At 39.9% G+C, this 12,574-nt stretch carries 9 protein-coding genes; 2 read left to right on the top strand and 7 right to left on the bottom strand.

Features of this window, described 5'->3' with window-relative positions; all coding sequences use genetic code 11:
* Positions 1 to 13: 13 nt before the first annotated feature.
* The 6 genes from BM057_RS00045 to BM057_RS00020 form a co-directional block, all read right to left on the bottom strand.
* Positions 14 to 697: a PepSY domain-containing protein gene (locus BM057_RS00045; protein WP_052181761.1), complete on the bottom strand. Its 684-nt coding sequence runs from the start codon at positions 695 to 697 to the stop codon at positions 14 to 16.
* Between the two features lie 149 nt (positions 698 to 846).
* Complete coding sequence (locus BM057_RS00040) at positions 847 to 2,043, bottom strand: amidohydrolase (protein ID WP_177186136.1); 1,197 nt, start codon at positions 2,041 to 2,043, stop codon at positions 847 to 849.
* A gap of 57 nt (positions 2,044 to 2,100) precedes the next feature.
* Positions 2,101 to 2,916 carry a MetQ/NlpA family ABC transporter substrate-binding protein gene (locus BM057_RS00035; protein ID WP_092090678.1) on the bottom strand — a complete coding sequence of 272 codons (816 nt, stop codon included), beginning with the start codon at positions 2,914 to 2,916 and terminating at the stop codon, positions 2,101 to 2,103.
* A 21-nt stretch (positions 2,917 to 2,937) separates the two neighbouring features.
* Complete coding sequence (locus BM057_RS00030; RefSeq protein WP_092090677.1) at positions 2,938 to 3,618, bottom strand: methionine ABC transporter permease; 681 nt, start codon at positions 3,616 to 3,618, stop codon at positions 2,938 to 2,940.
* Positions 3,619 to 3,631: 13 nt separating this feature from the next.
* Complete coding sequence (locus tag BM057_RS00025; RefSeq protein WP_092090676.1) at positions 3,632 to 4,702, bottom strand: methionine ABC transporter ATP-binding protein; 1,071 nt, start codon at positions 4,700 to 4,702, stop codon at positions 3,632 to 3,634.
* 1,450 nt (positions 4,703 to 6,152) lie between these two features.
* Positions 6,153 to 7,778 carry an ABC-F family ATP-binding cassette domain-containing protein gene (locus tag BM057_RS00020; protein ID WP_092090675.1) on the bottom strand — a complete coding sequence of 542 codons (1,626 nt, stop codon included), beginning with the start codon at positions 7,776 to 7,778 and terminating at the stop codon, positions 6,153 to 6,155.
* 218 nt (positions 7,779 to 7,996) lie between these two features.
* On the opposite strand from BM057_RS00020, the gene BM057_RS00015 reads away from it, so the two are divergent.
* Together BM057_RS00015 and BM057_RS00010 are read left to right on the top strand one after the other, a co-directional pair.
* Entirely contained in the window at positions 7,997 to 8,455 is a 459-nt protein-coding gene (locus BM057_RS00015) for a Dps family protein (RefSeq protein ID WP_092090674.1), read from the top strand.
* A gap of 186 nt (positions 8,456 to 8,641) precedes the next feature.
* Positions 8,642 to 10,798 carry a type IA DNA topoisomerase gene (locus tag BM057_RS00010; RefSeq protein WP_092090673.1) on the top strand — a complete coding sequence of 719 codons (2,157 nt, stop codon included), beginning with the start codon at positions 8,642 to 8,644 and terminating at the stop codon, positions 10,796 to 10,798.
* A 253-nt stretch (positions 10,799 to 11,051) separates the two neighbouring features.
* Here BM057_RS00010 and BM057_RS00005 read toward each other — a convergent pair whose 3' ends face one another.
* Positions 11,052 to 12,104 carry a hypothetical protein gene (locus BM057_RS00005; RefSeq protein ID WP_092090672.1) on the bottom strand — a complete coding sequence of 351 codons (1,053 nt, stop codon included), beginning with the start codon at positions 12,102 to 12,104 and terminating at the stop codon, positions 11,052 to 11,054.
* Between the last annotated feature and the right edge of the window lie 470 nt (positions 12,105 to 12,574).

Below are 12,574 nucleotides of genomic sequence, written 5' to 3'. Positions count from 1 at the left end.
CTTCTTTTTTGCTTTAGTCATATCCAATAAAGTCGCCTGTTTTAGCATCAATGTGAACATCATCTTGTGCTTGTTTACTACCTTCAACGTCGATTTCGTAGTAAACTTTTCCATTTTTACTGTCGAGTTCCCATTCTTTTGCATATCCGCTGCCAACTTCATCTAATGCAGCTTTCATCGCTTCTTGTGGAGAAACGATACCGTCTAAATCTAAAACGTCATCGTCTATGACATCATCGCGGTCATCATCGTCATCTTGTTTCACGATTTCACCCGTGTTCGCATCCACTTTGAGTTCTAATTCGTTTGTGTCATTATAACCTTCTACTTCATAAACGTAACTATTGTTGTCATTGTCGATGCTGAGCGAAGTAATTTTTGCATTTGGGAAAGTATCATTAAAGTTTTTAATGACGTCGTCTATACTGGTATCGAAAGTTTTGTTTTCAATCCCTTTTGTGTTGGTGTCGCTTGTAGCTGAACTATCAGAACTGGCTTCAGAACTCATGTCAGAGCTCATTTCTGAAGAAGATTCCATTGCACTTGAACTAGATGTTTGTTCACTAGACATTGTTTCCTCAGACGATGCTTCAGAAGAAGATGTGCTTCCTTCATCTTGATTTGTATTGCCGCAAGCCATTAAAATGAATGAAGAGGCCAGCGTAACGAAAGCAAGTTTTGTTTTAGCTGCATTCATGCTTTTTCTCTCCTTTGTTGTTTTCTTTTTACCTTCTATCTGTAGTCTACAGTATATCTACATAGATGAAAAAGAAAGTGACTTACAGCAACTGGATCTGAAGTTGAAAGTTGAAAGGCCTAATATAAACCTTCAACATGTTTCTTCTTTCAGTCATCCAAGTAATCAAGTGCGTAACGAACATGCAGCTCGGTGGCTATAGCTAAACCGCGTTCGTCAATATCAAAATTTTCATGATGGTGACCGTACCAAGTATCAGAATCATCAGGATTTTTTGTTCCGACACGAGCGTACACACCTTCAGCAACTGCTAAGAAGTCAGCAAAATCATCAGCGCCTAAGCTTTTTGGGTTGTTTAGGATCACATTTTCAGTTCCTACGATTTCAGCTCCGATGCGAGCAGCGCGGTTGGCAGCGACTGGATCGTTGATCAAAGGAGCAGCGGCGTCATAATTTTCAAACTCAATCGTCGTCCGATGCGCCTGAGCGACTTCTCTTGCGATACGTTCAACAGCTGCTAATACGGTTTGACGTGTTTCATGGCTAAATGTCCGCACAGTTCCTTCTAACGCAGCTTCATTGGCGATAATATTGTAGCGGGTGCCTGCATGTAAAACACCTACTGCAACGACTGCATGATCTAAAGGGCTGACTTCTCGAGCAACGATACTTTGTAGTTCAACGATAATAGCAGCTGCTGTTAAAAGCGCATCTCTTCCTAAGTCGGGTCTGGCTGCATGGCCACTTTCACCTTTCACTTTAATATTGAAGATATCGCAAGAAGCATTGGTTGGACCAGAAGTAGCTGCGATTTTACCTATTTCGATTGATGAGTCGACATGGATTCCAAAGACTTGATCAACGCCTTCTACAAATCCGCCAGCCACAAATTGTCTTGCACCTGCACCAATTTCTTCAGCTGGTTGGAAAGCCAGTTTAATGGTGCCGGCAAAATCTGCCTCATGTTTTTTTAGAATTTTTGCAGCGCCAAGTAAAGCAGCAGCATGACCATCGTGACCACATGCATGATGCAAACCTTCTTTGGTAGAGCGATAAGGTTTGTCTTTAGCATCTTCTAATTCTAGCGCATCAATATCTGCTCGCAGCAGAATGGTTTTTCCAGCGCCTTTTTTACCGATAATGGTTCCGATCGCACCTGTTTCGCCGACTGTTTCATAAGGGATATCTAACTGAACCAATTCTTCTTTGATTCGTTTGATCGTTTCGTATTCCTGTAAACTTGGTTCGGGGTGCTGGTGGAAATGACGGCGCAAGTCAATAACCGCTTGAGCACCTTGTTGGACTTCTTTTTGTAAGGTTGTTGTTTGTAGAGTGGTTGTCATGATGGATCATCCTTTTCTATTTTTTTTATTTTTCTAACAGGGATTCAATATTGAATGGATTTACCAAGCAGGGATAGAGGAGCCTTTAGAAGTTTTTTCAATCACTTCTTTTGTGTCTTCGGCTTGATAAGCTTCAACAACTTTTTTATACAACGCATGATCTGTATCTTCAGAATTGGCAACAATAATATTGATATAAGGTTGAGATTGTTCGTCTACAGGTTCTAAGAAAATCGCATCTTGTGTAGGAACGAAGCCGGCATCTACAGCCATTCCGCTATTGATGACTGAGATGGCAACATCTGGTAGGGCACGGGCTGTTTGTGCAGCATCCAGTTCATCAATGGAAAGGTTTAAAGGATTTTCTGTGATATCATTTATCGTTGGCGTAGAACCTGCACTCGGATCTACAGTGATGAGTCCCGCTGTTTGGAGCAGCAGTAGAGCACGGCCGCCATTTGTTACATCATTTGGAATGGCAATATGATCCTGTTCGTTAAGCTCGTCAAGTGATGTAAGCTTGTCTGAATATAATCCTAAAGGGGCGATCACAGTATCCGCTATAGAAACCAGGTTCGTACCGCTATCTTCGTTATAAGAGTCTAGAAAAATTTGATGCTGAAAAGCATTTAAATCCAGTTCATGTTCTGCTAATGCCGTATTGGGCTGTGTGTAGTCAGTGAACTTAACCAGTTTTAAGGTAATCCCTTCTTTTGCTAATTTGTCAGCGACAAAATCCCATACGTCTTGATCTTCTCCGACAACTCCTAATGTAACCACTTGTTCATCCGCGCTGGAAGTTGATCCGCAAGCTGCGATCAATAAAAGGGCGAAGGTTAAAATCAAACTTAAAAATCCTTTTTTTACTATTTTCATTTTTTATTCCTCCAATATTGTTTAATGACTTGTTTTTTTGATAAATAAATTTCCAATGAATTGACTGATCAACACAATGATGAGAATAATGACTGTCGCGACCAAAGTGACATCACTTTGAAATCGATTATAGCCTCTAGAAATAGCCAAGTTGCCTAAACCGCCTCCGCCAACTGCGCCTGCCATCGTTGTTAAGCCAATCAAGTTGATGACGGTAACGGAAGAAACACGAATGATAGCTGTTAAACCTTCTTTTAAGTAAACACGGAAAATGATTTCTAAAGGACTGGATCCCATCGATTCTGCAGCTTCGATCACTCCAGGATCTACCTCCAACAAGGCGTTTTGAATTTGCCGAGCAAAGAAGGGGACAGTTCCGATCACTAAAGGAACAATGGCAGCAGTCGTTCCAATAGAAGTGTGGACGAGCAAGCGAGTTAACGGTACGACCAGCGCCATCATAATAATAAAGGGCAGCGAACGGAAGAAGTTGACGACTTGGTCAAGCAGGTGGTAAAGTCCCGGCTTTGGTAAGATACCGTCATGAGCCGTTACAACAAGAATGATGCCTAGAAGCAAGCCGAGCACACCGGCGATGAGTCCCGTGACGGATACCATATACAGTGTTTGTAAGGTGCTTTCAATGATTTCTTCTTTCAATGGAATGACATTTTCAAAATAAGTCGTAAAAAATGCGGTCATATTGATCCACTCCTTAAATAATTTCTTTTTCTTTTACAAAGGGAATAACAGGTTGCTGCTGAATCAAAGATACGTTTACTTGTTCCGATTTCAAAAAAGCAATAGCTTTCTCACGACGTCTAGCTTCTCCGCTTAAAACAACAAGGAGATGGCCAACCGGTGTTTCCTGCAAGATCTCGACATTTCCGAATAAAATATTAGCGGTAACACCAAAGCGCGTCGCCAATGCAGCAATCAACGGTTCACTGGTACTGGAACCGACATACGACATGCTGGCTAATACTTCGTTTGGCTGTAAATTTAACAAAGAAGGGTGTTGTAGAATTTTTTCTACAGCTTGATCAGCATGCGTAGCCGTGTTGATAAATTCTTTTGTAATTTTTTCTTTAGGCTCAGTAAAGATCGAAACCAAATCGCCTTTTTCAACAACGTGACCATTTTCCATGACGGCTACCTTATGACAGATTTCTTTTACGACTTGCATTTCATGAGTGATGATGACGATCGTTAACGCTAGTTTCTGGTTCAATTCTTTGAGCAGCTCTAGGATCGAAAGAGTGGTTTTTGGGTCCAAAGCGCTTGTTGCTTCGTCACACAATAACACTTCAGGATCATTGGCTAAGGCTCTAGCAATCGCGACTCGTTGTTTTTGACCTCCTGATAATTGAGAAGGGTAGGCGCTACTTTTATCGCTCAAACCGACAAGACCTAATAAATCGGCTACTTTTTCTTGGATGTCTTTTTTTGACAAGCCGGACTTTCTTAGAGGATAAGCAACATTTTCTGCAATGGTACGAGACCTCATCAAGTTAAAGTGTTGAAAAATCATACCAATCTTTTTACGGGTTTTCCTCAACTCTTTTGGCTTTAATTGCAAGAGGTCTTGATTTGAAACAATCACAGATCCTTCTGTCGGCATCTGGAGGAGATTCATTGTGCGGACCAAAGTGCTTTTTCCAGCCCCGCTGTAACCGACAATCCCGAAAACGTCGCCTTTTTCGATCTCTAGGTTGACTTGTTCTACCGCTTTTACCGTTTTTTCTTTATCTGCAAATGTGACACTCACATTCTTTAATGTAATCATTTGTTTTCCTCCTCTGTAAAAATAAAAAAGCGTTCATCCTTCAACCTGCTGCTGCAGACCAAAGGACGAACGCTTTAACGTCGTGTACCACCTTTATTCAAGTTGTTTTCACAAACAACTCCTCATCAAGTACGAGAAGATATCTTCTGATACTCTAGCACTGTAATGGGTGCGCCCATGATAATCTCATGTTTTTCAACACTCGGTATCCCGCTCAGAGGCCATTTTCTTTTCACTTCTGCAAACCAGTTCTCAGCAACCAGGCTCTCTGTTGTTGCATTCTATGAAAATACTTTTCTCGTCATAGCGTTTTGTTATTCAATTAGCACAAATAAAAAAGTCCTTACAAAGAAGCAAAGCTTTTGCTTCTTTGTAAGGACGAAAGACAATGGACTAGTTCGTGTTACCACCTTAGTTTATAGATATATCACTATACCTACCTTAATCAGTACGGAAGACAAGGGTGTCTTTTTTATACTGTGGCACTATAACGGGTGCTCCCGTAGAAAGCTGGCGCTTTAACTGCGCTCGCCGACTCCACTCAAAGACCATCTTCAGTTCAATTTGACTAACCCATTTTCAGCTGATTGGGCTCTCTGTTATAGACAAATGTAAACTTACTCTTCTTTTCATAGCGTTTTGTCATTTTTCATGCGTTTTTTAACTTGTTTTTAATATACAGAAGTTGAAAGCGAATGTCAACCATCAAATTGAAAAAAGTTGTGTGAACCATCGGGAAAAAGTATTAGGTCTTGATGTGGACAGTATTTTTATTTAATACTACCTCAAACTCAGTAGAACTTTCGAGTTTGTCATTAAAACTACTTATTGACCAACTCAATTAAGTTACAGCTCCTGAGTTTGTCATTAACGCTACTTAATGACCAACTCAAACTAGTTGTGGCCCTCGAGTTAGTCATTAAAGCTACTTATTGACCAACTCAAATAAGTTACAGCTCCTGAGTTTGTCAATAAAGTTACTTATTGACCAACTCAAATTCAGTACGGCCCTCGAGTTTGTCATTAAAGCTACTTATTGACCAACTCAAACTCAGTACGGCCCTCGAGTTAGTCATTAAAGCTACTTATTGACCAACTCAAACTCAGTACGGCTCTCGAGTTCGTCATTAAAGCTACTTATTGACCAACTCGAACTGACTGCAGTCTTCGAATACAAAAATTTCAAAAAGAAATATCCTCTATTGAAAGCAGCTTACATCATAAATAATGTCTCCACTAGTAGCACGTCGACTGGAGGAAATTTCTTTACCAACGTTAGCAGAGGAAGAACTGAAACAAAAAAGGCTTAGAGAAGAGACTCTCTAAGCCTTTTTTGTTTGTTCTATTGTAAAGATCAAATGTTTTCTGCTAAAAATTCTTTCGAAGACTAAAAATCAGGAAAGAATAAGACATTAAGCTGAGAAACTGAAGTGTTTCTGCATTTTTTATCTTATGCTTGGTATAAAGATTCGATTTGATCTTGAACCGTTTTGTTTTCTAAGAATTCATCGTAAGTGGTTTCGGCACGATCCACAACACCGTTTGGCGTCAAGGCAATGATCCGGTTTGCGATCGTTTGAATGAATTGGTGGTCATGTGATCCAAATAGTAGTGAGCCTTTAAAAGCAATCAAACCATCATTCAGGGCGGTGATAGATTCCAAGTCTAAGTGATTCGTTGGGTCATCCATCACAAGAACATTTGCTTTGCTCAGCATCATTTTTGATAGCATACAACGTACTTTTTCGCCACCGGAAAGAACGGAAACTTCTTTCAATACATCTTCTCCTGAGAACAACATCCGTCCGAGGAAACTGCGCAAGAAAGTATTGTCTTGTTCTTCTTTAGGTGCGTACTGACGGAGCCATTCTAAAATGTTCAAATCAGAAGAGAATTCAGCAGACGTGTCTTTCGGCAAGTAAGACTGAGAAGTGGTAACGCCCCATTTGACAGTACCAGCATCAGGTTCCATATCTCCCATAATGATCTTGAAGAAAGTGGTAATGGCAACATCACTTTCACTGACAAAAGCGACTTTATCGTCTTTTCGCAAGTTGAAGCTGATATTGTTCAAAATCTTTTTACCGTCGATCGTCTTAGATAACCCTTCGACACGCAGCAAGTCATTCCCAATTTCGCGTTCTGGTTCAAAACCGACGTAAGGGTAGCGGCGAGAAGAAGGTTGAATATCATCTAAAGTGATCTTATCAAGCATCTTTTTACGAGAAGTTGCTTGTTTTGACTTAGAAGCATTCGCACTGAAACGCGCAATAAAGGCTTGCAGCTCTTGGATTTTTTCTTCTTTTTTCGCATTTTGATCGGCTTGCAGTTTAGCAGCTAGTTGACTAGATTCCAACCAAAAATCATAGTTGCCGACAAATAACTTGATTTTGCCGAAGTCAACGTCTGCCATGTGCGTACAAACCTTGTTTAAGAAGTGGCGGTCATGCGAAACGACGATGACCGTATTTGGAAAACCAATCAGGAATTCTCCCAGCCACTGGATCGATTTTGTGTCCAATCCATTGGTCGGCTCGTCTAATAGCAGAACATCTGGCTTGCCGAAAAGTGCTTGTGCCAACAGCACTTTCACTTTTTGTCCGCCAGACAATTCGCTCATTTTTTGATAGTGCAAATCTTCAGGAATCCCTAGCCCTTGCAGCAATTGTGAAGCTTCTGGTTCAGCTTCCCAACCATCCATTTCGGCAAATTCGCCTTCTAATTCAGCAGCACGCAAGCCGTCTTCTTCAGAAAAATCAGCTTTCATGTAAATGGCATTTTTTTCCTGCATGACTTCATATAAGCGTTTGTGTCCCATAATAACTGTATCCATTACAGTATATTCTTCATAGTCATAGTGATTTTGGCGCAAAGTTGCTAATCGTTCATCGGGTGCCATGGATACAGAACCTGTTGTCGGCTGGATCTCACCAGCAAGGATCTTTAGGAAAGTCGACTTTCCTGCACCGTTTGCTCCAATAACACCGTAACAGTTTCCCGGTTTGAAGCTGATATTCACTTCGTCAAATAATTTGCGATCTGAAAATTGCAAACTTACATCGGATACAGTGATCATTTAAATTATTCCCTCTATTCTTAATGGTATCTCGCATCATTCTAGCATAATTCGCTAGGGATTGCGATACAATCCTGTCTTTTTCTTGAATATTAAAAAAGGAAAGGCAAGTTTATGAGAAATTTATCAGATACAAAAAAAGGAGAGCTTATCGGTGGACAATAAAAGCCTTTTAAATTATAATAATTATAAAGTAAAAGAAAAGGAGAGGTTGAAGAATGAATAAGGAAGTACAAGAGTATTTAAACAACACGGTTGCATCTTACGGGGTATTGTATATCAAACTGCACCAACACCACTTTTATGTTCAAGGTTCTCATTTCTTTATTTTACATGAAAAGTTTGAGGAGCTTTATGACGAAGCACACGAACAATTTGATGAAATTGCAGAACGATTGGTAACGATCGGCGGCAAACCTTATGCTACACTTCAAGAATTTTTAGATCACTCTATTATTGAAGAAAACCCTTATGCAGGTGCTTCTGATATTGAAATGGTCCAATCAACTGTTTCTGATTTGCGTTTGATGTCAGAACATCTTGGCAAAGGAATCAAGCTGACTGGAGACGCAGGAGACGATGTCACACAAGACCGTCTAATCGATTACCGGACAGAAATAGACAAAAACATTTGGATGCTGCAAGCTTTCTTAGGCAAAGATCCGATGGAAGACTAATTAAATCAAAAAAATGATCCGTAAATACAAGGAGTCAAGGCAGAAATTGCTTTGGCTCCTTGTTTTGTTGTTGAAAAAACAGTATAGTTTTGAAAGAGAAAAAAGGAAAGAGAGACATCTATAGAATGAAGTGCTGTGTTTTATGAGGATAGACGGGCACTATCGAAGCATAAAGGAAGAATCGATATGAAAAGAGTGATTCTCGCTGAAAAACCTTCTCAAGGCCAAGCTTATGCTGCTGCATTAGGCAAGCAAAGCAAAAAGGACGGCTATATTGAAATCAATGGAACAGAAGATGTGGTTACATGGGGATTTGGTCATCTCGTTGAGCTTTCGCCGCCTGAAGTTTATCAAAAAGAGTGGAAGAAATGGAACAAAGCCGATCTTCCTATTTTGCCAGAAACTTTTAAATTTCAAGTAGGCAAAGGAAAAAGCAAACAATTCAATATTGTAAAAAGATTATTGAAAAGTGCTGATGAAATCATTATTGCCACAGATAGCGATCGTGAAGGAGAAAATATTGCGCGCTCTATTATTCGTCAAGCAGGTTGTGAGGATAAGCCGATGAAGCGGCTATGGATCAACTCATTAGAAACAGAGGAAATCAGAAAAGGATTCCAGCATTTGAAAGAAGCCGAGGATTATTTTTCAGCTTATATTGAAGCTCAAACGAGACAAAAAGCGGATTGGCTTGTCGGCATCAATCTTTCTAGAAGTTATACGTTGACCTTGCAAAGCAAAGGTGTGCAGGATGGTGTCTTTTCCGTGGGACGAGTACAGACGCCTACTCTTTGTATGATTTACAATCGAGAAGCAGAAATCGATCAATTTATCTCCAAGCCGTTTTACGAATTGTTTGCGGATATTACTGTTGAACAAGGAAACTTCAAAGCAAAACACACTAAAAAATATGAGACAAAAGAACAGGTAAGAGAAGTGATCGACCGGCATCAACTGCAACGGGAAAATGATGCAGTGATCACTTCAGTAGAAACAAAAAGAGTTCACCAACCTTCGCCGAAGCTCTTTGCATTAAGCGATCTTCAGACCTTTGCCAATCGACGTTTTAAGATCAGTCCTTCAGAAACGTTGAAACAAGTTCAAGCGCTATATGAAAAAAAGCTGTTAAGCTATCCAAGAAGTGATTGCTCTTATATTACTGAAAGTGAATTCCGGTATTTGGTCAGCCACTTGGAAGATTACCAAAGATTGACTGGCTACACTTTGAAAGAACCGCATCTTACCCCAAAAAGCCGATACGTGAACAATAAAAAAGTTCAAGAGCACTATGCGATCATTCCAACCAAAACGATTCCTAGTGCTCAAAAGTTAAATAGCTTATCCAGTATACAAAAGCAACTCTATTTTACGGTGCTGAAACGGACCTTAGCGATGTTTGAAGCAGATCATCAGTATGATGAAACAACGATTTTTAGTGATGTTCATCAATTGCCTTTTAAAGCGGTCGGGAAAGTTGTGATTCAGGAAGGCTGGAAGGCACTGTTGGAAGAACGCAGCCAAAAGAAAAAAGCAGAAGAACAGCCTCTTTTGCCGGTCGTAGCAAAAGGAGAAAAGGGAACGGCGCTCCTTTCGACAAAAGAGGGTAAAACACAGCCGCCAAAGCTTTACACAGAGGGGACTCTCATTACAGCAATGAAATACTGCGGTCGAGAGTTGGAAACTGCAGAAGACAAAGAAATATTGAAAGAAGTAGAAGGAATCGGAACAGAAGCCACAAGAGCCAATATTCTAGAAACTTTGAAAAAGCAGCAGTATATTTTGTCAAAAAGCAATCAATTGACCGTCACACCCAAAGGTAAAATTCTTTGCCAATCTGTTAGCCAAACATTGTTGAGCAGTGCAGAAATGACAGGCAAATGGGAGCGGTATTTGAAAAAAATCCATGAGGGCGTTGGGACACAAGAAAGATTTTTAAAGAATATAGCGGATTTTTTGCAACAAACGATTGCAGATAGCCTAACAGAGGTCAAATTCGATCCTGCCTTACAACAACAATCAGCAGTCAAAGAGAAAAAAGCTTTAGGAAAATGTCCAGTTTGCAGCGCAAAAGTGGTGGACAAAAAAACTTTTTATGGTTGCAGCCGTTATCAGCAAACGGGATGTCAGTTTTCTTTGCCGAAAAAATTTGCTGGGAAGAACTTGTCACAAGCACAATTAAAAAAATTGCTCGTCCATAAAGAAACCGATTGGATCAAAGGCTTTAAGAAAAAAGATGGCGGAAACTTCAGCGCCATTCTCATGTTAGACGACCAAAACCAGTTATCATTCAAACCCTATAAAAAAACGCTGAAGCTTAACATGGATGAGGGCATTGAACCATAAAGTGAATTCTGATGTTTGAACAAACTTTCGTTCCAACTGTCGGACCAAATGTTGTTAGAGTTGAAAATAAACGGGATTCTCGTTCCAACTGGTAGCCCAAATGCTCTTGTCAGAGTTGGAAACAAACGAGCGCTCAACGTTCTTTTGCGCATCAATAGAGTATCAAAAGACTTGAATAATCACAGTCAAATAAAGATAAAAACACGTGATCACTGGGTCAGTTCGTTACCAGCTTCCACGTGTTTTTTTTAATTTATCGCGATATTTGAGTAAAAAGATAGAGATCCAGTGTGTGTGCAGTAATAACGTGTAATTGGTTTTGGTAGTCAAAAGTACGATCAAAAATTTTCCATTTCTCAATGCTCGCTTTTGACAGAGAAAGCAAGCATTCGTCTTGCATGTAAAGCGACAGTAGATCTTTTTGATCATCTAGGTAGAAAAAACGTTCAAAATCAACTACTGTTTGCTGGGATAAAGATGAAGGAAATGATCGGATTTTGACAAAAGGATCTTGGTAGTCATCATGAACTTTAATCTTTTGGCTGCCTTGCTCTTCAAACGAAAATAGCTGACCGTCTCCCTCAAGAGGTTCCGTCAGTGAAAGATGGAGCGGCAGTGGCTGGATTCGATCTGCTCCCTTTTCTTTCATAGGAGTATCTATGATTTCTTTAGCCTCTAGAAAATGAATAGCACCTTTATGTATAGCAAAGGTCAAATAATACATTTTTGGCGAAACTCCATCGGTCCATTGGATCAAATTTTGAGCGTCCCATGCAACTTTTTGGGTGTGGTCGGTTTGGATTTGGTACAAACGGTTGGCTACTTTAGCTTGTTGGTCAGGATAGAAATAACGAGTCGTCAATAAGTACTCAAATACTCCTTCTTGTTTGCTGGTACAGACCATTCTGCCTAATCTCGAAATATAGAGGTGTTCCATTGGGATCGAACTGATTTGTTCAGGAATGGCTTCTTTTTGGTTTAACGGCAAACGATAAAGCCCTTCTGCAGCAGTCATATAAAGAACATGATTAAAAATGGCTGTATCCGTAATGGTCTCATTTATTAAACGACTACGGATCAAAGCAGGTTCAAGAGCCGCTAAAGACAGATCAAGCTGTTCAGAAGGAAACGGTTCTAGATAAATGGGACGGTCTATCTGTTGCAAAAGAGCTAAACATTTTTTCCAACTATAAATGTGTAGCTGGTGATCAACTGCCCATATGTACAAACGGCCGCTGTACAGTTGGCTGCTGAGAATTGGTTCTCGGATTGAAATTTTAGTGATCAGAATATGTTCCTTATCCATTTTGTCGCCCCCATTCGTTCGGTTCTTTTCTATATCTTATCATTTTTTTCATTAAAAAAGAGGGAAAAAGGCCTTTTTCTTGTTTCTTTTCGCCTGAGAATGAGATAATAAAAATGAACGAGTAAAACAGGAAGGTGATAGAGATGAAAGAAAAAGGTATTTTACTGTTGAAAGAAAGGCTCTATAATATATAGTGTTGGTGGACCAATCGGTTCACTGGCACTATTTTTTGTTTTTAAATGAAAAAAGACCAGTGAACTCCTATAATTAAGTTACCACACAAAAGAATAGGAGAATTCACATGGCCTACACTCATTCTATAAAAAAATTGCTCAATATTAAAGACCCAAATGTTCAATTAGCTGAAGTTCCCGTTACAAAGGAAAAGAAAAAGGATCAAGAATATCTGGTAGTACACGGAAAATTGACCTATCGACCTTCCTGCTGTAAACTTTGCGGCGTCAAAAACA

The sequence above is a fragment of the Pisciglobus halotolerans genome, assembly GCF_900113675.1.
Taxonomy (GTDB): Bacteria; Bacillota; Bacilli; order Lactobacillales; family Carnobacteriaceae; genus Pisciglobus; species Pisciglobus halotolerans.
This window is presented reverse-complemented; position numbering and strand designations above follow the sequence as displayed.

What these genes read in the sequence shown, in the direction of transcription:
- BM057_RS00020 (WP_092090675.1), bottom strand. Translation starts at nt 7,778, where the DNA reads ATGATCACTGTATCCGATGTAAGTTTGCAATTTTCAGATCGCAAATTA.
- BM057_RS00035 (WP_092090678.1), bottom strand. Translation starts at nt 2,916, where the DNA reads ATGAAAATAGTAAAAAAAGGATTTTTAAGTTTGATTTTAACCTTCGCC.
- BM057_RS00010 (WP_092090673.1), top strand. Translation starts at nt 8,642, where the DNA reads ATGAAAAGAGTGATTCTCGCTGAAAAACCTTCTCAAGGCCAAGCTTAT.
- BM057_RS00015 (WP_092090674.1), top strand. Translation starts at nt 7,997, where the DNA reads ATGAATAAGGAAGTACAAGAGTATTTAAACAACACGGTTGCATCTTAC.
- BM057_RS00045 (WP_052181761.1), bottom strand. Translation starts at nt 697, where the DNA reads ATGAATGCAGCTAAAACAAAACTTGCTTTCGTTACGCTGGCCTCTTCA.
- BM057_RS00030 (WP_092090677.1), bottom strand. Translation starts at nt 3,618, where the DNA reads ATGACCGCATTTTTTACGACTTATTTTGAAAATGTCATTCCATTGAAA.
- BM057_RS00005 (WP_092090672.1), bottom strand. Translation starts at nt 12,104, where the DNA reads ATGGATAAGGAACATATTCTGATCACTAAAATTTCAATCCGAGAACCA.
- BM057_RS00025 (WP_092090676.1), bottom strand. Translation starts at nt 4,702, where the DNA reads ATGATTACATTAAAGAATGTGAGTGTCACATTTGCAGATAAAGAAAAA.